Source organism: Pseudopontixanthobacter vadosimaris (genome assembly GCF_012979275.1).
GTDB classification, from domain to species: domain Bacteria; phylum Pseudomonadota; class Alphaproteobacteria; order Sphingomonadales; family Sphingomonadaceae; genus Pseudopontixanthobacter; species Pseudopontixanthobacter vadosimaris.
The window spans coordinates 78,266-103,123 of record NZ_JABASZ010000014.1; the positions used below are offsets into that span (position 1 = coordinate 78,266).

At 62.4% G+C, this 24,858-nt stretch carries 24 protein-coding genes and 1 tRNA gene; 9 read left to right on the plus strand and 16 right to left on the minus strand.

Annotated features, from left to right (window positions below; all coding sequences use genetic code 11):
* Window positions 1–3: 3 nt before the first annotated feature.
* From nuoK to HG250_RS02735, 14 genes are all read right to left on the minus strand, one after another.
* Entirely contained in the window at window positions 4–309 is a 306-nt protein-coding gene (gene nuoK, locus HG250_RS02670; protein WP_170002560.1) for an NADH-quinone oxidoreductase subunit NuoK, read from the minus strand.
* Window positions 306–932, minus strand: coding sequence for an NADH-quinone oxidoreductase subunit J (locus tag HG250_RS02675; RefSeq protein WP_170002562.1), 627 nt, complete (start codon window positions 930–932; stop codon window positions 306–308). Before HG250_RS02675 ends, nuoK begins: the two co-directional genes overlap by 4 nt.
* Before the next feature lie 39 nt (window positions 933–971).
* Window positions 972–1,460, minus strand: a complete 489-nt coding sequence (gene nuoI, locus HG250_RS02680; protein WP_170002992.1) for an NADH-quinone oxidoreductase subunit NuoI — start codon at window positions 1,458–1,460, stop codon at window positions 972–974.
* Window positions 1,454–2,641 carry an NADH-quinone oxidoreductase subunit NuoH gene (nuoH, locus tag HG250_RS02685; RefSeq protein ID WP_170002564.1) on the minus strand — a complete coding sequence of 396 codons (1,188 nt, stop codon included), beginning with the start codon at window positions 2,639–2,641 and terminating at the stop codon, window positions 1,454–1,456. The genes nuoI and nuoH overlap by 7 nt, the downstream gene beginning before the upstream one ends.
* Window positions 2,638–4,644, minus strand: coding sequence for an NADH-quinone oxidoreductase subunit NuoG (gene nuoG, locus HG250_RS02690; RefSeq protein WP_170002566.1), 2,007 nt, complete (start codon window positions 4,642–4,644; stop codon window positions 2,638–2,640). The genes nuoH and nuoG overlap by 4 nt, the downstream gene beginning before the upstream one ends.
* Before the next feature lie 51 nt (window positions 4,645–4,695).
* A complete protein-coding gene (locus tag HG250_RS02695) occupies window positions 4,696–5,085 on the minus strand; it encodes a hypothetical protein (protein ID WP_170002568.1) in 390 nt (129 codons plus the stop codon).
* Between the two features lie 323 nt (window positions 5,086–5,408).
* Entirely contained in the window at window positions 5,409–6,701 is a 1,293-nt protein-coding gene (gene nuoF / locus HG250_RS02700) for an NADH-quinone oxidoreductase subunit NuoF (RefSeq protein ID WP_170002570.1), read from the minus strand.
* Entirely contained in the window at window positions 6,701–6,844 is a 144-nt protein-coding gene (locus HG250_RS02705; protein WP_170002572.1) for a hypothetical protein, read from the minus strand. The genes nuoF and HG250_RS02705 overlap by 1 nt, the downstream gene beginning before the upstream one ends.
* The gene (locus HG250_RS02710) at window positions 6,841–7,512 is read right to left on the minus strand and encodes a complex I 24 kDa subunit family protein (RefSeq protein ID WP_170002574.1); all 672 of its coding nucleotides are present in this window, start codon (window positions 7,510–7,512) and stop codon (window positions 6,841–6,843) included. Before HG250_RS02710 ends, HG250_RS02705 begins: the two co-directional genes overlap by 4 nt.
* Window positions 7,512–8,726, minus strand: a complete 1,215-nt coding sequence (locus tag HG250_RS02715; RefSeq protein ID WP_170002576.1) for an NADH-quinone oxidoreductase subunit D — start codon at window positions 8,724–8,726, stop codon at window positions 7,512–7,514. Before HG250_RS02715 ends, HG250_RS02710 begins: the two co-directional genes overlap by 1 nt.
* Window positions 8,723–9,592, minus strand: coding sequence for an NADH-quinone oxidoreductase subunit C (locus HG250_RS02720; protein WP_170002578.1), 870 nt, complete (start codon window positions 9,590–9,592; stop codon window positions 8,723–8,725). Before HG250_RS02720 ends, HG250_RS02715 begins: the two co-directional genes overlap by 4 nt.
* Before the next feature lie 15 nt (window positions 9,593–9,607).
* Window positions 9,608–10,150 carry a NuoB/complex I 20 kDa subunit family protein gene (locus HG250_RS02725; RefSeq protein WP_170002994.1) on the minus strand — a complete coding sequence of 181 codons (543 nt, stop codon included), beginning with the start codon at window positions 10,148–10,150 and terminating at the stop codon, window positions 9,608–9,610.
* 62 nt (window positions 10,151–10,212) lie between these two features.
* Window positions 10,213–10,587: an NADH-quinone oxidoreductase subunit A gene (locus HG250_RS02730; RefSeq protein WP_170002580.1), complete on the minus strand. Its 375-nt coding sequence runs from the start codon at window positions 10,585–10,587 to the stop codon at window positions 10,213–10,215.
* Window positions 10,588–10,765: 178 nt separating this feature from the next.
* Entirely contained in the window at window positions 10,766–12,175 is a 1,410-nt protein-coding gene (locus tag HG250_RS02735; RefSeq protein ID WP_170002582.1) for a coniferyl aldehyde dehydrogenase, read from the minus strand.
* A gap of 102 nt (window positions 12,176–12,277) precedes the next feature.
* Here HG250_RS02735 and HG250_RS02740 point away from each other — a divergent pair, with 102 nt between their 5' ends.
* Window positions 12,278–13,474, plus strand: a complete 1,197-nt coding sequence (locus HG250_RS02740; RefSeq protein ID WP_170002584.1) for a thiolase family protein — start codon at window positions 12,278–12,280, stop codon at window positions 13,472–13,474.
* A 50-nt stretch (window positions 13,475–13,524) separates the two neighbouring features.
* Here the strand turns inward: HG250_RS02740 and HG250_RS02745 are convergent, their stop codons facing one another.
* On the minus strand, window positions 13,525–13,965 hold the full coding sequence (locus HG250_RS02745) for an SH3 domain-containing protein (protein ID WP_170002586.1): 441 nt from the start codon (window positions 13,963–13,965) through the stop codon (window positions 13,525–13,527).
* 177 nt (window positions 13,966–14,142) lie between these two features.
* Between HG250_RS02745 and HG250_RS02750 the strand changes: the two genes are divergently transcribed.
* The 3 genes from HG250_RS02750 (at window position 14,143) to HG250_RS02760 (ending at window position 17,546) form a co-directional block, all read left to right on the plus strand.
* On the plus strand, window positions 14,143–15,153 hold the full coding sequence (locus HG250_RS02750) for a 2-hydroxyacid dehydrogenase (RefSeq protein ID WP_170002588.1): 1,011 nt from the start codon (window positions 14,143–14,145) through the stop codon (window positions 15,151–15,153).
* Between the two features lie 258 nt (window positions 15,154–15,411).
* Window positions 15,412–16,473 carry an amidohydrolase family protein gene (locus HG250_RS02755; RefSeq protein WP_170002590.1) on the plus strand — a complete coding sequence of 354 codons (1,062 nt, stop codon included), beginning with the start codon at window positions 15,412–15,414 and terminating at the stop codon, window positions 16,471–16,473.
* Window positions 16,474–16,574: 101 nt separating this feature from the next.
* On the plus strand, window positions 16,575–17,546 hold the full coding sequence (locus tag HG250_RS02760; RefSeq protein ID WP_170002592.1) for an NAD(P)H-dependent flavin oxidoreductase: 972 nt from the start codon (window positions 16,575–16,577) through the stop codon (window positions 17,544–17,546).
* Window positions 17,547–18,176: 630 nt separating this feature from the next.
* On the opposite strand, the gene HG250_RS02765 is transcribed toward HG250_RS02760, so the two are convergent.
* Window positions 18,177–18,698, minus strand: coding sequence for a flavodoxin family protein (locus HG250_RS02765; RefSeq protein WP_240956871.1), 522 nt, complete (start codon window positions 18,696–18,698; stop codon window positions 18,177–18,179).
* 77 nt (window positions 18,699–18,775) lie between these two features.
* Here HG250_RS02765 and recJ point away from each other — a divergent pair, with 77 nt between their 5' ends.
* From recJ to pstA, 5 genes are all read left to right on the plus strand, one after another.
* On the plus strand, window positions 18,776–20,560 hold the full coding sequence (recJ, locus tag HG250_RS02770; RefSeq protein ID WP_170002594.1) for a single-stranded-DNA-specific exonuclease RecJ: 1,785 nt from the start codon (window positions 18,776–18,778) through the stop codon (window positions 20,558–20,560).
* Window positions 20,561–20,698: 138 nt separating this feature from the next.
* Window positions 20,699–20,773 (plus strand) — tRNA-Glu (locus HG250_RS02775).
* Window positions 20,774–20,915: 142 nt separating this feature from the next.
* On the plus strand, window positions 20,916–22,130 hold the full coding sequence (locus HG250_RS02780) for a sensor histidine kinase (protein ID WP_170002596.1): 1,215 nt from the start codon (window positions 20,916–20,918) through the stop codon (window positions 22,128–22,130).
* A gap of 86 nt (window positions 22,131–22,216) precedes the next feature.
* A complete protein-coding gene (gene pstC, locus HG250_RS02785; protein ID WP_170002598.1) occupies window positions 22,217–23,602 on the plus strand; it encodes a phosphate ABC transporter permease subunit PstC in 1,386 nt (461 codons plus the stop codon).
* Window positions 23,595–24,857 (plus strand): phosphate ABC transporter permease PstA, encoded by a 1,263-nt coding sequence (pstA, locus tag HG250_RS02790; protein ID WP_170002600.1) that lies wholly within the window; start codon window positions 23,595–23,597, stop codon window positions 24,855–24,857. Before pstC ends, pstA begins: the two co-directional genes overlap by 8 nt.
* Window position 24,858 lies beyond the last annotated feature (1 nt).

A 24,858-nucleotide genomic window follows, 5' to 3' on the forward strand; every position in this document is an offset into this window, starting at 1 on the left:
ATCTCAACCCTTCATCTGGTTGGCGTCTTGCACCGCGATGGTGCCGCGACTGCGGAAATAGATGACCAGGATGGCGAGCCCGATGGCCGCCTCGCCCGCTGCCACGGTCAGCACGAACATCGCGAAGATCTGGCCGGTCAGATCGCCCAGGAATGCACTGAATGCCACGAGGTTGATATTGACCGCCAGCAGGATGAGTTCGATCGACATCAGAATGACGATGATGTTCTTGCGGTTGAGAAAAATACCGAGCACGCCCAGCACGAACAGGATCGCCCCGACCACGATGAAATGTTCGATCCCGATCACAGGTCGATCCCCTTGCCGATTGCGGGCGACGCGTTGACGGTCGCGTCTTCGGGCTTGCGACGCACCTGCTTCCCGATATCCTGATGAGCGCGGCGATGAGCGGCCGGACGCTCGCGATGCGTCAGGACGATGGCCCCGATCATCGCGACCAGCAAGATGATGCCCGCGCTCTCGAACAGGAACAGGTAACGGCTGTATAGCAGCGCGCCGATGCTCTCGATATTGCTTTCGAACATTAGCGGAGCCGCAGTGCCGTCCGGCGTGCCGAGAACCAGCGCCCCTGCTCTGTATGCGCCAATGCCGAGCACCAGTTCGGCCAGCAGGATCAGCGCGATGATGATGCCGAGCGGAGCGTTGCGGACGAAGCCTGCCCGCATCGATGCGAAATCGATGTCCAGCATCATCACGACGAACAGGAACAGGACGGCGACTGCACCGACATAGACGATCACCAGCAGCATCGCGATGAATTCGGCGCCGACCAGCACCATGAGGCCGGCGGCATTGAAGAACGACAGGATCAGCCACAGCACCGAATGGACCGGATTTCGCGACATGATCACCATCACCGCGCTGGCGATGACGACCGTTGCGAACAGGTAGAAGGCTATGGTCAGAAGCATAGGGTTTGAATCGGTCCCATCGGGTGAATTGGGCGCGCGTTAGCGGTAGGGCGCGTCGGCTTCAAGGTTCGCGGCAAGTGCGCGCTCCCACTTGTCCCCGTTGGCGAGTAGTTTCGCCTTGTCATACAGCAATTCCTCGCGCGTCTCGGTCGCATATTCGAGGTTCGGGCCTTCGACGATCGCATCGACCGGGCAGGCTTCCTGGCAGAAACCGCAATAGATGCATTTGGTCATGTCGATATCGTAGCGCGTGGTGCGGCGGCTGCCATCGTCGCGCGGTTCGGCATCGATGGTGATGGCCCACGCCGGACAGACAGCCTCGCACAATTTGCAGGCGATGCAGCGTTCCTCGCCATTGGGATAGCGGCGCAGCGCGTGTTCGCCGCGAAAGCGCGGGGACACCGGGTTCTTTTCGAAGGGATAGTTGATCGTAACCTTGGGCTTGAAGAAATATCTCAGCGTCAGCGCATGAGCCTTCAGGAATTCCCACAGGGTAAAGGATTTGATCAGATGGCCTACATTCATGATGCGAATTCTCTTTCAAGCGCCGGCAGATCGTCGGCACAGCGGCCGTCCCACAGATTGGCGGCGGATTGCCCCTCGCGGTACAATACGCCCGCTTCGGTGACCGGCACGGTCGACGCATAGACACGGCCTGCGTCTCCGCAATCATAGCGCGTCAGCATCAACCAACCGCTGACCAGCACAACGAACAGCAGGCTCATCGGCAGGAACACCTTCCACCCCAGCCGCATCAACTGGTCATAACGGAAACGGGGAACCGTCGCCTTGATCCAGCTGAAGATGAAGAAAAACAGGAAGATCTTGGCAAACAGCCAGATGAAACCTGGAACCGCATAGAGCGGTTCCCAATTGACCGGGGGCAACCAGCCGCCGAAAAACAGGATTGCGTTGAGCGCACACATCAGCAGCACGTTGGCATATTCGCCCAGCCAGAAGAGCGCGAAGCTCATTGAACTGTATTCCGTCTGGTACCCGGCGACGAGCTCGCTTTCGGCTTCCGTCAAGTCAAACGGTGCGCGAGCGGTTTCGGCAAGGCTGGAAATCAGGAACACGACCCACATCGGGAACAGCAGCAGGTTAAAGGCGTAGCCGTTGAAGATACCGAGCCCATGGCCGATCTGGCCGACGATGATCCCGTTCATGTTGAAGGTGCCGGCGTAAAGCACGACGCAGATGATGACGAAGCCGATCGAGACTTCGTAGGAAATCATCTGCGCTGCGGCCCGCATCGCCGAAAAGAACGGATATTTGGAATTCGATGCCCAGCCCGAGATCACGACGCCATAGACGCCGAGCGAACTGATCGCGAAAATGTAGAGCAGCCCGACATTGATGTCCGCCAGAACCGCACCCGAATTGAACGGAATGACCGCCCATGCAGTCAGCGCCACGGTAAAGGTGAGGATCGGCGCCAGAAGGAAAAGACCCTTGTTGGCCGCGCTGGGAATGATTGTTTCCTGCAGGAATACCTTCAGGCCGTCGGCGAAGCTCTGGGCCAGGCCGAAGGGGCCGACCACATTGGGGCCGCGCCGCAGGGCGATAGCCGCCCATACCTTGCGGTCCATGTAGATGATCATGGCGACCGCCAGCATCAGCGGCAAGGCGATCAGCAGCACGCCGGCGAATGTCGCCAAGCCCCACGCCCATTCGTAGGACATGCCCCAGTCCTGGAACGTCTCGGTCATTCGGCGGCCTCCGCCATGCCTGCCCCGTGCAGCAATTCAGCCGAACAGCGCTGCATCACGACGCTGGCGCGGGCAATGGCATTGGTCATGTAGAAATCCTCGATCGGATACTTCAACTCGCCGGACGCCCTGCCATTGCCCGAAGATGCGGGCAAGGCCCCGAAATCCGCAAGCCCTTCCACACCCAGCGCCGGAACGGCTGCAATCATCGCCGCCTGCAATTCCGACAGGCTGTCGAAACCGACGGATACGCCCAGAACATCGGCCATGGCTCGCAGGATGGTCCAGTCTTCGCGCGCATCGCCGGGAGCGAACACCGCCTTTTCGGCATATTGCACCCGGCCCTCGGTATTGACGTAGGTGCCGTCCTTTTCGGCATAGGATGCTGCGGGCAGGATGATGTCTGCCGCATGGGCACCCCGGTCGCCGTGATGTCCGATGTAGACTTTGAGACTGTTCGGAAAGGCCGAGTAATCGACTTCGTCCGCTCCCAACGAAAGCAGCACATTGGGCGCAGCGGTGACCAGATCGCGGATCCCGCCCTTACGCCCATAGCCGAGCATCAAACCGCCCATGCGGCTCGCTGCCATGTGCAGCACGTTGAACCCGTTCCAGCCCTCGCGCACCAGCTTCCATTGCCGGGCAAGGCCCAGTGCAGGCTCCAGTGCCCCGGCGGCGAGACCGGCCGCACCGAGGATGATGGCCGGACGTTCCGCCTTGCCGAAGGCTTCGCCGACCGCATCGGGCAGATCGTGGAGAACGCCGGCATCGGTGCCGAGGAAGGTGGTGGGGAAGGTCGTGTCCCATTCGGGCCCGACGACGAAGACACGGGCTCCGCGCTTCACCGCCTTGCGAAGTCGGACATGCACCAGAGCCGCTTCGCTGCGGATGTGACTGCCAACGATCAGGATGGCGTCGGCATTCTCGATCTTGGCGAAGCCGGAATTAAAATTGACTGCCGAAAGGTTCGACACATCATAGCTCATGCCGGTCTGCCGCCCTTCGAGCAGATCGGAGCCAAGAGACGCCAGCAAGGTTTTCGCCGCGAACATCGTTTCGCAATCGACCAGATCGCCGGCGATGGCTGCGATGCTCCCTCTCGGTTCCGCATCGGCAATCGCCTGGAAGGCCTCGTTCCAGTCCGCTGCCTGCAATTTACCGCCCCTGCGGATCCAGACCTTGTCCAAACGGCGGCGCACCAGCCCGTCGACCTGGTAGCGCCCCTTGTCGGAAAGCCACTCCTCATTCACCTCGTCATTTACTCGCGGCAGCGCCCGCAATATCTCGCGTCCCCGGCTGTCGAGACGGATATTGGCCCCCACGGCATCGGACACGTCGATGCTCAGGGTCTTCTTCAATTCCCATGGACGCGCCTCGAAGGCATAGGGCCTGCTGGTCAGCGCACCGACCGGGCAAAGATCGATCACATTCGCGGACAGTTCGTGCGTCGCCGCCCGTTCAAGATAGGTGGTGATCTGCATGTTCTCGCCGCGATACAGCGCACCGATCTCGTCCACCCCGGCCACTTCCTCGCTGAAGCGGACGCAGCGGGTGCAATGGATGCACCGCGTCATCTGCGTCTTGATAAGCGGACCCATGTATTTGTCGGTCACCGCACGCTTGTTCAGATCGTAACGCGATCCGCCCCGGCCATAGGCCATGGCCTGGTCCTGCAGGTCGCATTCGCCGCCCTGGTCGCAGATGGGGCAGTCGAGCGGGTGATTGATGAGCAGGAACTCCATCACGCCTTCACGGGCGGTCTTCACCATTTCGCTGTCGGTGCGGATTTCCTGCCCGTCGGTCGCCGGCAAGGCGCAGCTTGCCTGCGGCTTGGGCGGGCCGGGCTTCACTTCGACCAGGCACATCCGGCAATTTCCGGCAATGCTCAGCCGTTCATGATAGCAGAAACGCGGGATTTCCTTGCCCGCAAGCTCACACGCCTGCAGCACGGTTGCGCCTTCCGGTACTTCTATCTCGTGGCCATCCACGGTGACTTTAGGCATGATCAGGGCCTCGTGCGAGAAATGATTGGGAGTGCGCTTCGCATGGTGAAATTATCCCGCCGCACGCCGAACAGAAGATGCACCTTCGAGAGTACGATAAAGGCCGAAAGCAAGGACCGAACGCAAACCGGGGACATCGAAATTCGCTTCGAACCCATCGGTAAGACATTGCCCCAACATCGGCACCAACTGCCGCACAGCAGTATTTTCATCCTGACTGTCCGGCACGGATCGAACGAGATCGTAGATCATCTGCGGTTGCGCCTGCGCCACGCACATGCCGAAGGCTTCGCTGCTGTTCGACGGTGTCAGTTCCGGTTCCTGCCACTGATCCGCAGTGATCTGCGTAATCCTGTCCACATCGTTGGCATCGAAACCGTTCAGAATGAAGAATTCGGAAATGGTGCCGACCGCCACGACCGGGTCATACCCAAGCTCCACATTACCCAGACGCGAAAAGCAATCGGCCCGCCCGCTTTCCGAATATTGATACCTGGGGATGAATTTGTTGGCCGCTTCGATTTGCTCGGGGCTTCGATATGCCAGTTTCAGAACCTTGACTGCCCGAGGGCGATCTATCGATGCGGAACAGCGCAGAAAGGCATTAATGCCCTGCCTTGCGGACTCGTTACGCATTGGCGCATGCACCCCCGACAGGCCAGGAACCGAGAGGTCGACCCGTGTGCCCGTAGGCGGGGCAGCGGCAGCCGGAGCCGCGAACAGGGCAGCCGAAGCGAGCGCCAACATCGTGCAGACATACCGTTTCATTCCGCCGCCTCCATCATCGTACCCTCACGCTCTACGATCCGCCGCTCCAGTTCCGGACGGAAATGACGGATCAAGCCCTGGATCGGCCATGCCGCAGCATCGCCCAGCGCGCAGATCGTGTGGCCTTCCACCTGCTTCGTCACCTGCAGCAGCATGTCGATCTCTGCAGGTTCTGCATCGCCCGTGCGCAGCCGTTCCATCACGCGCCACATCCAGCCCGTACCCTCGCGGCAGGGAGTGCATTGCCCGCAGCTTTCATGTTTGTAGAAATAGCTGATCCGGCTGATCGCGCGCACGATGTCGGTGCTCTTGTCCATGACGATCACCGCCGCCGTACCCAGCCCGCTGCCGAGCGCCTTCAGACCGTCGAAATCCATCGGCGCGTCCATGATCTCCGCGGCTGGGACCAGTGGAACCGAGGAACCACCCGGGATGACGGCGAGAAGATTGTCCCACCCGCCGATGATCCCGCCGCAATGAGTCTCGATCAGGTCGCGGAAGGGAATACCCATCTCTTCTTCGACCACGCAGGGCTTTTCGACATGCCCGCTGATCTGGAACAGCTTGGTGCCGGCATTGCCTTCACGCCCCAGGCTGCTGAACCAGCTGGCACCGCGCCGCAGGATGGTCGGCACCACGGCGATGCTTTCCACATTGTTCACCGTGGTCGGGCAGCCGTAAAGCCCCGCGCCTGCCGGAAATGGCGGCTTGAGGCGCGGCTGCCCCTTCTTGCCTTCCAGGCTTTCGATCATCGCGGTTTCCTCACCGCAAATATAAGCGCCCGCGCCCCGGTGGACGAAAACGTCGAAATCATAGCCCGATCCGGCGGCATTCTTGCCGATGAGGCCTGCTTCATACGCTTCCGCAACCGCGGCAAACAGCGTTTCCGCCTCGCGGATATATTCCCCGCGAATGTAGATATAGGCCGCACGCGCCCGCATGGCGTAACCCGCCACCAGCGCGCCTTCGATCAGCTTGTGCGGATCGTGGCGGATGATCTCGCGGTCCTTGCACGATCCGGGTTCCGATTCATCGGCATTGATGACCAGGAAACTTGGCCGGCCGTCCTTGGATCCCTTCGGCATAAAGGACCATTTCAGTCCGGTGGGGAAGCCGGCCCCGCCCCGCCCGCGCAACCCGCTTACCTTCATCTCGTCGATGATCGCGTCATGGCCGCGCCCGATCAGCGCCTTCGTATCGTCCCAATCGCCGCGCTTCTGCGCAGCATTCAGATTCCACGGCTGAAATCCGTAAAGGTTGGTGAAGATCCGGTCCCGATCAGCGAGCATCAGAGACCCCCTCCGAAGATGAACAATGCGGCAATGACAAGGATGCCGAGCAGAGCCACGGTCTTTACCAAGCCTTTAAGCAGCTTCCACGCCAGGACAATCGCCAGCAGCGCCACGATGATGGTCACGATCGAGATGTTCATGCCCATTCACCCCGGTAATCGTGGTTTTCGTTCTTCATCGCGATCAGGGTGGTCGGGCCATCGGCAGGTTCGCTGGTGTGGCGACCCGGCATCTGCGTACCCTCCTTCGGATGCTCTCCCCTTGCCAGCGCATCGAGCACGGCGTCGAGACGTTCAGGGGTCAAATCCTCGTAATTGCCATCGTTGATCTGCACCATCGGCGCAGTGGCGCAATTGCCCATGCATTCGACTTCCGTCAGGGTCCACATACCGTCATCCGTCGTGTGCCCCTTGCGCATTCCCCGTTCGTAGCAGCGTTCGAGAATGGCGTCGGACCCGCGCAGCATGCAGGGCGTCGTTCCGCAGACCTGCACATGGAAACGGCCGACCGGCACCAGATTGTACATGGTGTAGAAAGTTGCGACTTCCAGCACACGGATGACCGGCAGATCGAGTTCGCGCGCAACGAATTCGATCACCGGCAGCGGCAGCCAGCCTTGGGTCTGCGTTTCCGCCCCGACCTGCCGCTGGGCAAGATCGAGGAACGGCATGACGGCGGATTTCTGCCGCCCTTCCGGGTACCGGGCGACAATGCTTTTCGCCAGCTGCGCGTTTTCCTGCGTCCAGGCGAAGTCACCCCAGCGGGCGCGCAGTTCCGGCGTATCGGGGGCGATGTTACGTTCGGCCATTATCTGTCACACTCTCCGAACACCACGTCGATAGCGCCCAGGATCGCGGTCGCATCGGGCAGCATGTGACCTTTGGACATGAAATCCATCGCCTGAAGATGGCTGAAAGCGGTGGGGCGAATCTTGCAGCGATAGGGCTTGTTGCTGCCATCGCTGACCAGATAGACGCCGAATTCACCCTTGGGGCTTTCGGTCGCCACATAGACCTCGCCCGCGGGCACATGGAAGCCTTCGGTATAAAGCTTGAAATGATGGATCAGCGCTTCCATCGACTGCTTCATCTCGCCCCGCTTCGGCGGAACAACCTTCCGGTCATCGGATGCGATCGGACCGTCCGGCATCTCCGCAAGACATTGCTTGATAATGCGAGCGGACTGGTAGACCTCTTCGACCCTGACCATGAAACGGTCGTAGCAATCGGAATTGGTCCCCACCGGAATTTCGAAATCCATGCGGTCATAGACGTCATAGGGCTGCGACTTGCGCAGATCCCAAGGCAGCCCCGCCGCCCGGATCATGGGTCCGGAGAACCCCCACGCGATCGCGTCTTCCTTGCTGACGATGGCAATATCCACATTGCGCTGCTTGAAGATGCGATTGTCGGTGACGAGGCTCATGGCATCGCCGAACAATTCCGGCAGCCGCGTGTCGACCCAGTCGCCGATGTCGGTGAGCAGCTTCAGCGGCACGTCCTGGTGAACCCCGCCGGGGCGGAACCAGGCGGCATGCATCCGCGCACCCGAAGCGCGCTCGTAAAAATTCATGCAATCTTCGCGCAGTTCGAACACCCAGAGGTTGGGCGTCATCGCGCCCACATCCATGACATGCGCGCCGATGTTCAGCAGGTGGTTCTTGATCCGCGTCAGTTCCGCGAACAGCACCCGCAGATATTGTGCGCGGATCGGCACCTCGACGTTCAGAAGCTTCTCCACCGCAAGCACGTAGCTGTGCTCCATGCACATGGGCGAGCAGTAATCGAGCCGGTCGAAATAGGGCAGCGCCTGCAGATAGGTCTTGTGCTCGATCAGCTTCTCGGTGCCGCGGTGCAGCAGCCCTACATGCGGGTCGATCCGTTCGATAACCTCGCCGTCAAGCTCCATCACCATGCGCAGGACGCCATGTGCCGCCGGGTGCTGCGGGCCGAAATTGATCGTGTAATTGCTGATTTCGTCGCCCTGCGTGGTGGGCGAGGTTTCGCTTACCAGACCGCTCATGCTCCATCATCCTTCGCGGAGTCGTCATCATCTATCCGGGTGGATGCCGCCGTGTCGACCGCCTTGCCTTCACGGGCAGGCCGGTCGGCGCGGTCTTCCGTCGGTTCCGGAGATTCCGGCCTGTCTCGGCCGCTATCTTCTTCCGCCGGGGAACCGGCGCTGACAGTTTCGCCGGCCTTGGCATCTGCCTTTGCGCCCGCGCCGGTGTCCTTGACCGAGTCCGTCACCTTGGGCTCGTCGACCGGTGGCATATCGGCCTTCTCATCGCCGGGCAGCACGTAATCCGCACCTTCCCACGGGCTGAGAAAATCGAATTGCCGCAATTCCTGGGCCAGTTCTACCGGCTCGTAGACGACGCGCCGCTCCTCTTCCGAATAGCGCAGTTCATTATAGCCGGTGAGCGGGAAATCCTTGCGGAAAGGATGCCCTTCGAACCCGTAATCGGTCAGGATGCGCCGAAGGTCCGTATTGCCATCGAACAATACGCCGAACATGTCGAAAACCTCACGCTCGAGCCAGCCCGCATTCGGCCAGAGCGTCGTGACGGTCGGCACCGGCGTATCTTCAGCGGCAGACAGCTTCACCATGATCCGGTGGTTCTTCGTAAGACTGAGCAGCATGTAGACGCATTCGAACCGTTCGGCACGGCCCGGGAAATCGACACCCGCAATTTCCATCAATTGCTGATATTCATGTTCGTCGCGAAGCAGGCGCAGGACATCCTCGATCCCGGCGCGCTGCACGGTGAACATCAGCTCCCCATGTTCTTCATGCGCGGCAATGAGATTCCCGCCGATCGCGGCGGACAGATTGTCCAGCATGCCGGCATTGCTGGCATAGCGGGGAGCGGAGTGAATGACGGCCATTGGTGGCGTAATCCCTTAGCGTTCGATCGTGCCGCTGCGGCGGATCTTGCGCTGCAACTGCATGACACCATACAGCAGCGCCTCGGCCGTGGGCGGGCAGCCGGGTACATAGATGTCGACGGGCACGATCCGGTCGCACCCACGCACCACGGAATAGCTGTAATGATAATAGCCGCCGCCATTGGCGCAGCTGCCCATGCTGATCACATATTTCGGATCGGACATCTGGTCGTAAACGCGGCGAAGCGCCGGCGCCATCTTGTTGCAGAGCGTGCCGGCGACGATCATCACGTCCGACTGGCGCGGCGATGCACGCGGGGCCACGCCGAAGCGTTCCATGTCATAGCGCGGCATGTTCACATGGATCATCTCGACAGCGCAACAGGCAAGGCCGAAAGTCATCCACCAAAGGCTGCCGGTGCGCGCCCACTGGAACAGATCTTCCGTCGTGGTGACGAGAAAGCCCTTGTCACCCACCTCGGTCTGCATGGCGCGGAAATAATCCGCGTCGGGGTTGAGCACATCGCCGCCCTTCGCGGTGGGCGCATCATGCAGCATCCGGTTGTGATCGGGCGCGATAACACCGCCGGCGGGCGGATAGGGCGCAGCCTTGTTATCCGTCATTCCCATTCCAGTGCCCCTTTCTTCCAGGCGTAGGCGAAACCGACGATCAGTTCGAACAGGAAGATCATCATGGTGATCCAGCCGGGCCAGCCGGTGAGATCGAGGCTGACGGCCCAGGGAAACAGGAAAGCCGCCTCCAGATCGAAGATGATGAAGAGGATCGCAATCAGGTAGAAGTTCACATCGAACTGGCTGCGCGGATCCTCGAATGCGGGGAAACCGCATTCATATTCGCTGAGCTTTTCCGCCGTGGGATTGTGGCTGCCCGTCAGGCGCGACACGCCCATCGGCAGGAATACGAACAGGCACGACAGCGCCAGCGCGATCCCCAGAAAGATGAGAATAGGTAGATATTGACTGAGATCGACCACGAGGTTCGCATATCCGGCTGGTTGGCGGAATTGCCGCCCCCGCATCTAGAGGCCCGCCCGCTATCGCGCAAGGGCGGGACTCGGGCTAATTCCAGACTTCGCCCTGCTCCGCGACCAATCGGTGCCGCGGAGCAGGCATTCTGGCGTATTCGGACGACAAGCCGCCCCCCACGAGGTATCAGCCGGCGTTGCTGCTGGCGTAAGGCGGCTTCATCTTCGCCAGCCTGGCAACATCGGTGCGCGGCTGGCGATAGACCGACCTCGCATGGCTGAATTCACGGAAACCTTCCGGACCATGATAGGAACCGATGCCGGACGGACCGACGCCGCCAAAAGGCAGATCTTCCATAGAGACATGGAAGACGACGTCATTCACCGTCACCCCGCCCGAGATCGTGCGACCCAGCACATGCTCCCGCTCCGAGGCGTCTTCACCGAAATAATAGAGGCCGAGCGGGCGGTCGTGATCGTTGATGTAGCCGATGGCGTCATCGATGCGCGAATAGGTGCGGATCGGCAGCACCGGGCCGAAGATTTCCTCCTTCATCGCCTGCATGTCCTCGGTGACATTACGCAGCAGCGTCAGCGGCATCTTCCGGCTGTTGGTGCCGGAGAAATCTTCTTCCGCAGGATTGATCTCGATCACGTCCGCACCCTTATCGCGGGCATCTTCCACCATGTCCTGCAGGCGCTGGAAATGCCTGTCAGTCACGATCGAGGCATAATCGTCATTATGCAGGACGGTCGGATACATCGAGGATGCCGCCGATTCGATGGCGGCGATCATGTCGATCTCCTTGTCCTCGGGCACCATCAGATAATCGGGCGCGAGGCAGATCTGCCCGGCATTCATCATCTTGCCCAAGGCAATGCGCTCTCCCGCTCGGGCGACATCCGCGCCCTGGCCAAGAACGACGGGCGACTTGCCGCCCAGTTCCAGGGTGACCGGCACCAGGTTGGCGGCAGCGGCCTGCATGACCTTGCGCCCCGTTTCCGTCGAGCCTGTGAAAACCAGGTGGTCGAATGGCAATTCCGAAAAGGCATGCGCCACCTCAGGTCCGCCATTGATGACCGCGACTTCTTCTGGCCGGAAATATTTCTCCACCAGTTCCGCTGTGAGGGCACTGGTCTTTTCGGTGAACTCGCTTGGCTTCAGCATGGCACGATTGCCGGCGGCCAGCACCTGCATCAGCGGGCCGAAGGAAAGGTTCACGGGGAAGTTCCACGGGCTCATGATGCCTACGACACCCTTGGGTTCGTAGCGGACCTCGGCCCGTGCCCCCAGCAGGCCCAGCGGGAACTGCACCTTGCGCTTCTGCGGCCGAGCCCATTCGTCGAGGTGCTTCAGGCAATACTTGCCGAAGTTCACGGTTCCCATGATGTCCGTCAACATCGACTGATATTTGCTGCGATTGCCGAAATCGGCGCTCATCGCGGCGCACAGATCGTCGGCGTTTTCCTTCAGGAGCTGCATGGCCCGCTCCACCCGGTCGCGGCGCATCTCCATCCGTTCCGGCCGGGCCGAGGTGAAGGCAGCGCGCTGGCCCTTCAGGATGTGCCTGAGGTCGTCCTGTCGATTGTCGGCCATTGTTCGCTCTCCGTCTTCTGGTTGGCGGCTTTGCATGTTCGAACCGCATCCTTATGTGGCGTGCAGCATAACACCAATTCACGCGATATAAAGGCACCTCACATGGCCCAGTTCAATTCATCCGATCCCGTCGTCATCATGTCCTATGCGCGCACGCCGATGGGCGGAATGCAGGGCGCGCTGGCCGATGTATCGGCCACCGAACTCGGCGCGGCAGCGGTAAAGGCGGCCGTCGAACGTGCCGGAGTGGACGGCAGCGACGTCGATCGCATCTACATGGGCTGCGTCCTTCCCGCCGGGCTGGGCCAGGCACCGGCGCGTCAGGCGGCCATCAAGGCGGGGCTGCCGAAATCGGTGCAGGCGACCACGGTAAACAAGGTCTGCGGCAGCGGGATGCAGACCGTCATCATGGGCGCGGAGGCGCTGGCTTCGGGCACGGTGGACACCGTGGTCGCCGGCGGAATGGAGAGCATGACCAACGCGCCCTATCTGCTGAAAAAACATCGCTCGGGCGCGCGGCTGGGCCATGACACGGCCTATGACCACATGTTCCTGGATGGACTTGAAGATGCCTATGAGGAGGGCCGCGCCATGGGCACCTTCGCGCAGGACACGGCGAACGAATACCAGCTTACGCGCGAAGCGATGGACGAATATTCGATCGAGAGCCTGCGCCGCGCCAATGCCGCGATCGAAAACGGTGCCTTCGCCGATGAGGTGGTGCCTGTCACCTTCACGACCCGCAAAGGCGAACAGACGGTCGAGCATGACGAGCAGCCCGGCCGCGGCAAACCCGACAAGATCCCGACGCTGCGCCCTGCCTTTGCGAAGGACGGCACCATCACCGCTGCAACCTCAAGTTCGATCTCCGACGGTGCCGCCGCCGTGGTGCTGTCGCGGGAAAGCCTGGCGAAGAACGCTGGCAGGACGCCGGTTGCGAGGATCGTCGCCATGGCCGCGCACGCGCAGGAGCCGGCGCAGTTCACCGTCGCGCCGATCGGTGCCATCGACAAGGTGCTGGAAAAGGCCGGCTGGAAAGCGGATGAGGTCGATCTGTGGGAAGTGAACGAAGCCTTCGCCTGCGTCGCCATGTTCGCCATGCGCGACATCGGCATTCCGCATGAAAAGATCAACGTCAATGGCGGCGGCACGGCGCTGGGTCACCCCATCGGCGCAAGCGGCACGCGCATCATCGTCACCCTGCTCAATGCGCTGAAGCAGCAGGGCAAGACCAGGGGTATCGCCAGCCTGTGCATCGGCGGCGGCGAAGCGACGGCAATTGCCGTGGAAATGCTCTGACCCTTGGAGCGCTGGGGCGGCGGGCCGAGGATCTTCTCCCCGCCGATTCCTCAAGGTTCGCCGGCACCCCATAGCCGGGTCTGTCGCACATAACCGCGATGCCCCTCCACATCCAGGAGGCACCATCCATCCTCGCACGCACCCAGGGTTCCGACGACGCCCGGTTCGAGGTTCCATTTCAATGCCGCCGCATCCGACGGCGCGTTGCGCATAGGGGCCACACCGTCGTCGGTCACGATCGCGCCGCGTGCCGGATCGAGCAGGCGGGCGACCACCCAGCCCTGTTCGCCATCGGGATCCTCGATCATGCGCCAGCCTTCGACGACCCGCACGACCTTGATCGGCAGGCCAGGGCGGCTGTAGACCCATTCGACGGGATATTCCCGGCTTGGGCCGACGCGCATGTTCAGCCTGTCGCTGCGGATGGTCGCCCAATAGGGAACCTCGCGGTCCTGGCCCGAGGCAGGCGCGGGCGAGAAGAGGGCGGCCATGCAAACGGCCGCTGCAACAGCTAACGGGGAAGCCAGCGAGGGCTTTTCGGCAGGATTACGCATCGTAATACACCCTTACATCCCTGGAACCCTTCGCATCAAGACCGCATGGAGGCGCGCGCCAGTTCGGGGATGGCGCCCTTGACCGGCGCGCGCCGGCGGGCCTAGCGAAGCAGCATGGCCGAACACAATCCCTCGCCCCGCCGCACCGAACCTCCGCGTGTCGTCGTCACCCGCCATCTGCTGCCGGAGATCGAACAGCGGCTGTGCGAGCTTTTCGACACGAGCCTCAATCCTCACGACACCCCCATGAAGCGCGAGGAAATCGCCGCCGCGATGCAGGAGGCCGACGTGCTGGTGCCGACGGTAACCGATTTTATCGACGCAGAACTGATTCTGCAGGCTGGTCCGCAACTCGGCCTCATCGCCAGTTTCGGCGCGGGGACCGACCATATCGATCTTGCCGCAGCACGCAGCCGCAAGATCATCGTCACCAACACGCCCGGCGTATTCACCGACGATACGGCCGATCTCGCCATGGAAATGATCATCGGCGTTCCGCGCCGCGTGCGCGAAGGCATCGCGCTGGTGCGGCGCGGCGAATGGAGCGGCTGGGCGCCCTCGGCGCTGCTGGGACGGCAGTTAGGCGGCAAGGTGCTCGGCATCGTCGGCATGGGGCGGATCGGGCAGGCGGTGGCGCACCGCGCCCGCGCCTTCGGCCTGCGGATCGCCTATCACAATCGCCACCGCCTGCCGCCGGCCATCGAGAACGTCTTTGCAGCCGAGTTCGTGGAAAATCTCGACGATCTGCTGGGCCGGTCCGATATCGTGACCCTGCATTGCCCCTCCACCCCTGACACTGCGGGATTGCTGGATGCGCGGCGCATCGGATTGATGAAGCCGGGCGCCGCACTCATCAACACCGCGCGAGGCGACCTGCTCGATCAGGAGGCGCTGATCGCGGCGCTCGAAAGCGGGGCGCTGATCGGCGCGGGTCTGGATGTCTACCCCCACGAACCGCTGGTGGATGCGCGCCTGATCGCCCATCCCAATGTCATGACCCTGCCCCACATCGGCAGCGCCACGATGGAGGGACGTGAGGCATCGGGCGACAAGATCATCGCCAATATCCGCTTCTGGATGGACGGGCATCGTCCGCCGGACCAGGTGCTGGAGGGACTTGTCTGACCGCCCGCGGGAACCATGATGCACCGGAGGATAGAAGGATGACGGCGATATCGGGCAGGTGCCATTGCGGCGCCATCAGCTATTCGGCCCTCGCTTCGCCCCAGCATCGTCGGATGGGTTCCGGGCATGGCTGAACTGCCCGGCTTCCCTATTTACCCGGACATGGATTGAACCCGCCTCGCCGCCGATTGTGCCGCAGGGCAAAACCGTGTCACACAGGCGAAGGGTAGAACAAGCAAGAGCGAGGGGACCGCAGCAATGGCCGAAGAAATCATCGATCCCGAACTGCCGATCATCGATCCGCATCATCATCTCTGGGATCTGCGGCCGATCATCCCCGCCTTTCCAGAACCCCGGCACGAGTTTCTAGAGGCGATTGCCGGCGCAGCCTCTTACAATTTCGATGCGCTGCAGGCCGACACGAAAGGCGGGTCTGCCGCCGGCCACAACATTGTCGCTACCGTGTTCATGGAATGCGGTGCCTTCTACAATCCCGCTTATGGCGATGCCGACAAGGTCGTCGGCGAGGTAGAATACGTCAATGGCGTCGCGGCGCAGGGGGCCAGCGGATTGTACGGCGGCTATCGGCCCTGCGCCGCCATCGTCGGCCATGCCGACCTGAGTCGCGGAGATGCGGCGCGCCCCATCCTGGAACGGCTGCGACAGGCAGCACCGGAACGCTTCAAGGGTGTCCGGCATGCCGCTGCGTGGGACGCGGATGCGGACGTCCTCGGCCCGCCCTTCCATGCGCCCGAAGGCCTGTATGGGAGCGACGCATTCCGCGAAGGCTTCCGGCATCTGGTGCAGATGGAGCTGACCTTCGATGCCTGGGTGCTGGAGCCGCAATTGCCGGATGTCATCGCCCTGGCCCAAGCCTTCCCCGATCAGCCGATTATTCTCGACCATTGCGGAACGCCGCTCAATATCGCGTCCTATCGCGGCACCCTGCCTGAACATTTCGGCCGCTGGAAAGCCAACATCGAAGAACTCGCCACCTGCGAGAATGTCAGTGTCAAACTGGGCGGCCTCGCCATGGCGTTCTGCGGAATGCCCGAACAGGGGCCGGCAGTGGGCTGCGGGTCCGAAACCCTCGCTGCCCTCTGGAAACCATATATCGAGACCTGCATCGAGGCATTCGGTGCCGGGCGGGCAATGTTCGAAAGCAATTACCCGGTCGATCGCTGGGGTGCGGATTACGACACGCTCTGGAACGCCTTCAAGCGATTGGCTCAAGGCGCTTCCGGGGCCGAGAAACATTCGCTGTTTGCCGCTACGGCGGCAAAGGCATACGGAATTGAGCAGGTGCTGCTGCCCAACTGATCACGGCGGCAGCAATACCCGGCAGCGGCGCACCTCCCTCGACAACCGCGAATTCCCCGCATAGACACGCCGACAGGTTTCATCCCGCAACGGAGCTTTACATGGCCCTTCCCGCCCCTTTCGACAATTTGCGCCTCCCGATCATCGGTTCACCGCTGTTCATCGTTTCGGTGCCGGAACTGGTCATCGCGCAATGCAAGGCCGGGATCATCGGTGCCTTCCCGGCGCTGAATGCACGCCCATCGGGAATGCTGGACGAATGGCTCCACCGGATCACCGAGGAGCTTGCGGCGCACAACCGCGATAATCCCGAACGTCCGGCCGCCCCTTATGCCGTCAACCAGATCGTGCACAAGAGCAACAACCGGCTGGAAGAGGACATGCAGGTCTGCGAAAAATGGCAGGTGCCGATGGTCATCAGTTCGCTTGGCGCGCGCGAGGAAGTGTTCTCCGCCGTCAGGAACTGGGGCGGCATCACCATGCATGACGTGATCAACGACAAGTTTTCACGCAAGGCGATCGAGAAAGGTGCGACCGGCCTGATCCCCGTTGCAGCGGGCGCGGGCGGCCATGCCGGAACGCAGTCGCCCTTCGCCCTGATGCAGGAAATCCGCAGCTGGTTCGATGGTCCCGTGGCTCTCTCCGGCTCCATCGCGCATGGCCGGTCGGTGCTGGCGGCCCAGGCGATGGGCGCGGATTTCGCCTATATCGGCAGCCCGTGGATCGCGACCAAGGAAGCCAATGCCGACGAGGCCTACAAGCAGTCCGTCGTCGACAGCAAGGCAGGCGACATCGTCTACACCAATCTGTTTACCGGCGTACACGGCAATTACCTGCGGTCCTCCATCGAAGGTGCGGGCCTCGACCCTGACAATCTGCCGCAGAGCGACCCGAGTGCGATGAATTTCGGTTCGGGCGGCAACAGCAAGGCCAAGGCCTGGAAGGATATCTGGGGATCCGGTCAGGGCGTGGGCATGGTCGATGCCGTGGAAAGCGTGGCGGACCGTGTCGCAAGGCTCGAGCGGGAATATAATACGGCGCGAACCGAATTGATGGCCCGGATCGGAACCTGAAGGGCGGGTCAGGCAGAGCAAACCAGAACCCTGCCTCCTTGAGGTTAGAGGTGAAGGTCGTCGTCCTCACTTTCGGCATCAGATTTTGAGGCACCGTCAACGTTCCATGGCGCACCAGCCACCCGGCAATGCGTTCTGCCGGATTTGCGTTTTCCTCGAAGCTGACAGAAACTTCAGTGGCCGGTCTGAACTCCTGTCCCGCGAAATGGGTCAGACCTCGGCTGTCCACGTGACTGTCCCCAGTGGCTTCGCAGCTGATGAGCACCGCGCCGGAAGGGTTCCGCAGCTTGCCAGCGTTCCATGGCCGCCACGGTTTCCTCGCGCACCATCATGAGCGCGGCAGGCGGCCAGCCAATCGCAAGCGCATTGCCGCAGTCTTATGCAATCCGCGCGTCAAGGATGCGAGGCTGCGGATCACGGCACCCTCAAGGAGCACGGCTTTGCCCCTACCGGCCAGTTGCTCGCGAAGGATTTCAGCGCCGGGGACAGTCTCTTGCGAACAATCAATAACAAGCGCATTCGTCAGAAGGCATTTGAATAGGAATGGACCCGTACTCCATTATTCTCATCCGCATCGATCCTGCGCTGCCGACATCTCGCTGCGCCGCCGGGCGACCGCGGCCGATCGTTTCAGAACATCCCGAGCGCCAGACCTTCCGCCATCGCCTGCCCAAGATCGCGGCATAGCGCCAGTTCCGCTTCCGGCACGGTTTTGGAGGCGAGGATCTCCTCTTTCGTCTGCGCCGCCATGTTGATGATGAGGGGTTCGGCCACGCGCTTCAGGCGCCAGCCCTGCGCGATCCTGTCGATCTGCGCCTGCGCTCCCTGCCCGTCGGACCCTGCCGCGATGATGGTGCAGAACGCCCGGCCCTCGATCCTGCCCAGCACCTCGTAATAGCAGCGATCGAACATCTCCTTCATCATGCCGCTCATGGTGGCCAGATTTTCAGGACAGACGAAGATATAGGCCGCTGCCGCCAGAATATCGGCAGGCTCGACCCGGGAGGCCGGAAGCATTCGCGCCCGCTCCCGCCCCTCCGCCTGACCGGCACCTTCCATCGCGGCACGCGCCATCGCGTCGCTCGCGCCGGTGCGGCTGTGCCAGGCGATCAGCACGTGAGGTTCGCCAAGCGGGTCGGATGCACGATCCATGCTTCCACCTTCGATCATCTCGGCCCTGAGTCAATGGCACGCTTTCGGTTAGCGAACTGTTCCTGTAGGGACGCGCCATGGCTTCCAGCGCTTATTCTTCCGTCTTCGGCGTCGACAGTTCCCTCTCCGGCCGCGCATGGCAGTGGCGGGGCGGGAACATGGCCCTGTCGGGCGGCGACGGGGCAGGTGGCGATATCGTCACGCAGCTGCTCTCCTCTCGCGGTGTGGCGCGCGAGGACATAGAGACGCATCGCAATCCGACCTTGCGTAATTTCCTGCCCGATCCCTCGCAGTTTCAGGACATGCAATGCGCGGCGGATCGGATCGCGCAGGCTGTGCTGACGAGGGAAACCGTTACGATCTACGGCGATTACGACGTGGACGGGGCCACCAGTTCGGCATTGCTTATCCGCTTGTTCAGGATGCTCGGCCATGATGCGGGCTATTACATTCCCGACCGTCTGCTGGAAGGGTACGGCCCCAGCGGCGCGGCGCTCGTCAGGCTGGCGGAACAGGGGTCGAGCCTGATCGTCACGGTGGATTGCGGGGCCATGGCTCATTCTGCGCTGCAGATGGCGCATGATGCCGGCGTCGACGTGATCGTGGTCGATCATCATAAATGTTCCGCCGAACTGCCGCGCGCGGTGGCGATGGTGAACCCCAACCGGCTGGACGAAAGCGAGATCGGAGCCAGCCACGGCCACCTTGCCGCAGTAGGTGTCGCATTCCTGCTGGCTGTCGCGGTCTGCCGCACCTTGCGGCAGCGCGGTTTCTTCGCCGGCAAGGCAGAACCCAATCTGATGGCGCTGCTCGACCTGGTGGCACTTGGCACCGTAGCCGACGTGGCTGCGCTCCACGGGCTGAACCGCGCGCTCGTGGCGCAAGGGCTGAAAGTCATGGCGCACCGCGAGAACATCGGCATGGCCGCGCTGATCGATGCCAGCCGCCTGAAGCGCGCACCGGCATGCAGCGATCTCGGCTTCGCGCTCGGGCCGCGCATCAACGCCGGCGGGCGGGTCGGCGAATCGACGCTTGGCGTGCGGCTGCTGGTGACCGGTGATCCCGACGAGGCCCGCGCTATCGCAGCCCAGCTTTCCGCCCTGAACGAGGATCGTCGCATGATCGAGGCGGAAGTGCAGCAGGCTGCGGAGGTTTCGGCGGAGAAGCAGCACAACCGCTCCGTGATCGTGGTGAGCGGAGCTGGATGGCACCCCGGTGTCATCGGGATCGTTGCCGGACGGCTCAAGGAAAAGACGGGCAAGCCGGTGGTCGTCATCGCCAGCGATCCGGCATCGGGCGAAGGCAAGGGGTCCGGCCGTTCGATTCCCGGTGTGGATCTTGGCGCGGCCATCATCGCCGCACGCGAACACGGGCTGCTGATCGCAGGCGGCGGCCACGCCATGGCGGCGGGACTGACGGTGGCGAGCGATGGAATCGATGCTCTGGCCGATTGGCTGGACGAAAGATTGTCTCCAGCGGTCGCCCGCGCCAGCGCCGCGGCGATCCTGAAGCTGGACCTGTCCATCGCCCCTTCCGGACTGACGCCGCAACTCGTCGAAACGCTGGAAAGCGCCGGACCCTACGGCGTGGGCTGGCCCGGCCCCCGCATCGCGGTCGGCCCGGTCCATCTCGTCAAGGCCGACATGGTGGGGAACGATCACGTGCGCCTGGTCGCAAGCGGCAATGACGGGGCCTCGTTCAAGGCGATCGCCTTCCGTGCCGCTGAAACCGACATGGGGCAGGCCCTGCTCCATGCCTCTCGCGGCCGCAGATTGTGGCTGGCTGGCCGTGCGAAGATCGACGATTGGGGGAAACGCACCCAGGCGGAACTGCATCTGGAGGATGCCGCCTGGGCAGACTGACGCAGCAGAACCGGCAGGGTCAGCGGCGGAGGCGCAATCTTTTTTCCCGTCAATTGCCTTTTCCTGCTCGCACGGGCTTGACCGCAAAGCCACACCGACCTAATTGCGCCGCCACGCCACCGGTTCAAACACTGGCATGGCCCCTTCGTCTAGCGGTTAGGACGCGGCCCTTTCACGGCTGAAACACGGGTTCGATTCCCGTAGGGGTCACCACCGGTGGCGCATATCTCCTCATTTCGCGATCCATCGGATAGGCCGCCATCTTCATGGCGCGTGCGCTCCTGATCGACTTATTCACATGGCGCGGCGCTCCACTGGCACATCACAGATTTGATGGCTAAGGCTGCTATCCAGCATGGAGCAGCGCCCTACCTTGTCCCGGCCCGGTCTGGCGCTTGCCCTGGTAAGTGCGATCGGCATGGTGCTGGCGGGAGTCGGTTTCCATATCGCGCTTATCATCCTCGCCATATGGCTGGGTACCCTCTGGCTCAGCGCACCCCGGCCGCCGCAACCCGACCGCAGCGGCGGCGACGGCGCGTTTACTCGTGCGAGTGTCGGCGATCTGATCGAACATTCGGCTACACCGATGCTGCTGACGCAGGGCAGCCGGGTGACGACGGCCAATCTGTCGGCGCGCAGGCTGCTGGGCAGTCATCTGGTCGATCAGGATGCCCGGGTCGCATTCAGGCATCCCGAAGCGATCGCCCTGCTGGCGCGCGACGCTGCGGGCAGTGCGATCATCCGCGGTCTGGAACGGCGGCGGGATATCTGGAGCATGAACCGGCAGCCCATCGGCGACGGTTTCGCAGTCATCGAACTGGTGAACCGCACATCCGAAGCCGATATCAGCCGCGCCCACACGGATTTCGTCGCGAACGCCAGCCATGAATTGCGTACGCCGCTGGCCTCGATCATCGGCTATGTCGAAACCTTGCTGGACACCCCCGGCTCTCTCGATGAAGAAACGTCTGACAAGTTCCTCGGCACCATCGCGCGCGAAGCCCGGCGTCTGCAGCATCTGGTGGAGGATCTGATGTCGCTTTCTCGCGTCGAAGCCGAGAAACACGATCAGCCCGAGGAGGAGATCGGCTTCGCCAGCCTGGTGGAACGTGCCGCCCGTGATGCTGCCGGCAGCGAACGGGCGCATCGTCTGGAAATGCACTGCAATTCGCCGGTCCTCATCGCCGGCGACAGCCAGCAGCTGGAACAACTCGTGCGCAATCTTGTCGATAATGCGCTAAAGTATGGCGACGACGACAAGATGGTCAGCGTGGCAGTGGACATGTCCGACAAGGGTGAAGCGACGCTGACCGTCGAGGATCGCGGCGAAGGGATCGCAGCGGAGCATCTGCCCCATCTGACGCGCCGCTTCTATCGCACGGATCCCGGCCGCAGCCGGGCATCGGGCGGCACCGGCCTCGGCCTTGCGATCGTCAAGCATATCGTCGAACGCCACCGCGGTAGGCTCGACATCGACAGCGTGCAAGGTGAAGGAACGACGGTGACGGTGCGGATACCATGCAAGGCTCCGTCGCAGGCGGCGGTGCGGGATATCGCCAAACTGTCATGATACTGTCATCAATACCCAGCAACGCCCCGGCCATGGTCGACGCACCGACCGGAATCGCTTCTCATCCAGGCATCATGCGCTAATCCATGTCCCCGATCATTCTCCTCCTGCTTGCCCTTGCTCTCGGCCTTGCCGGATGGCTGGCCGCGCGTGCCCGGGCCTGGAGCTTCCAGCGCAGCAGCGCCAACGGCAGGATTGCATCCCGCCCGACCTATCATGCCTGGTATGTCGCGCTCTGGATCGTGATCCCCGTGACCCTGTTCATCACGGTCTGGGGCATCCTGTCGCCGCAGCTGGTGACACAATCGGTTCTGGCGACACCTGCCGCCAGCGAATTGCCGGCTTTCGGCTTCAAGCGGCAGGCGATCCTCAGCGATGCGCGCGCCGTGGCAACCGGAGCCGCGCAGGGTGTATTCAACCCCGAGGCTCGCGCCTTCATCGGACCGTACCGGGATGCGATATCCTATTATGGCACCATCGGCCTTGTCGTCACGCTCGTGATCGCCTTCCTGGCCGGCGCATTTGCCTTTCTCCGCCTCAAGCCCGATTTCGCCGCCCGGAACCGGGTGGAGAAGATCGTGATGGCCGTGCTGTTGCTGGCATCGCTGGTCGCCATTCTGACCACGCTGGGCATCATCGTCAGTCTGGTGTTCGAGACCGTGCGGTTTTTCGGCATGGTCAACCCGATCGATTTCCTGTTCGGAACGCAATGGGGGCCTGACCCCATGAGCAGCCCCGATTCGCCGGATCCGTCGCGCTACGGCGCGATTCCGCTGTTCTGGGGCACCATCTATATCGGCGCGATCATCGCTATGATCGTCGCAATCCCGCTCGGCCTGATGAGCGCGATCTACCTGACGCAATATGCGCGCCCGAGCTGGCGCCGATGGTTGAAACCCATGCTGGAAATTCTCGCTGGCGTGCCGACGGTGGTGTATGGATATTTCGCGGCGCTCACCGTTGCCCCTGCCATCCGCGACGTCGCCCTTTCGGCCGGTATCAGCAACGCGTCGAGCGAGAGCGCGCTTGCCGCCGGGCTGGTGATGGGCGTGATGATCATCCCCTTCGTGTCTTCCATGGCGGATGATTCGATTGCCGCCGTGCCCAGCGCAATGCGCGATGGCAGTCTGGCGATGGGTGCGACCACTTCCGAAACGATCCGCAAGGTCCTGGTGCCCGCCGCCCTCCCTGGCATCGTCGCCGGTGTGATGCTGGCGATCAGCCGCGCGATCGGTGAAACGATGATCGTGGTAATGGCGGCGGGCGCGGCGGCGAACCTCACCGCCAATCCGCTGGAGGCGATGACGACGGTCACCTTCCAGATCGTCGCCATGCTGACCGGTGAAGGCAGCTTCGACCATCCCGCGACCTTGAGCGCCTTTGCCCTGGGCTTCGTGCTGTTCCTCGTGACGCTGGCGCTCAATTTCTTTGCGCTGCGCGTCGTGAAACGCTTTCGCGAAGCCTATGAGTGAGATCATGAGCAGGACCACCAACCCCACCCGTTCCTCCGCCTTCGAAGCGCGGCTGAAGAAGCGTTACGCGACGGAAAAATGGTTCCGACGTGCCGGGCTTGTCGCCGTGGTCTTTTCCATTCTCGTCCTGGCCTTCCTTCTGGTCACCATGACGATCAACGGCATCGGCGGATTCCAGCGTGCTGAACTGCGCGTGCCGATCGACTTCACGCAGGCCGGTATCAGCGCCGACCCCGTGGCCATGGCGCAGCCTGATGCGATTCAGTCGCTCGAGATACAGGGTCTGCCCGAACTCGTTGCGTTCAGCGCGGAACAGGCGCTGGGGGACGCCGCGAACGAGGCGCTGAGCCCGGAAGCCTGGCGCGTCGTGGGTCAGGAGATCGTCGACAACCCGGCCATCCTGCAGACGAGCGAGGCGATCTGGCTCCCGGCGAGCGCCGAACTGGCCAGCGGCCTTTCCGGCGAAGGTTCGCCTGGAGCACGCGCGCTTGCAGACCGGCTCGAGGATCGGGGTCTTCTCGACAATCGTCTGGACCTCGGCTTTCTCTCACGCGCCGATGCGACCAACCCCCAGACGGTCGGCATCTGGGGCGCGCTCAAGGGATCTATCCTGACGATGATCGTCACGCTGGCACTCGCCTTTCCCATCGGTGTGCTTGCCGCGCTCTATCTCGAGGAATATGCCCCGCGTAACCGCTGGACCGATATCATCGAGGTATCGATCAACAATCTTGCCGCCGTTCCGTCGATCATCTTCGGCCTGCTGGGCCTCGCCGTTTTCCTGTGGATATTTCCCAACCTGCGTTCCGCGCCGCTCATCGGGGGCATGACCCTTGCGCTGATGACGATGCCCGTCATCGTCATCTCGGGCCGAAACGCGATCAAGGCCGTGCCGCCGTCCATTCGCGACGGTGCGCTGGCGATCGGGGCCAGTCCGGTGCAGGTGGTGTTCCACCATGTCCTGCCTCTCGCCCTGCCTGGCATCCTTACCGGAACCATCATCGGCATGGCCCGCGCATTGGGCGAAACCGCACCGCTGCTGATGATCGGGATGCGGGCCTTCGTCGCGACCCCGCCCGATGGTTTCACTTCGCCCGCGACGGTGCTGCCGGTGCAGATCTTTTTGTGGTCCGACGAAATCGACCGTAGCTTCGTCGAACGGACGAGCGCGGCGATTATCGTGCTACTGCTGTTCCTCCTGCTGATGAACGGCCTGGCCATTTATCTGCGCAATCGATTCGAGAAAAGCTGGTGAC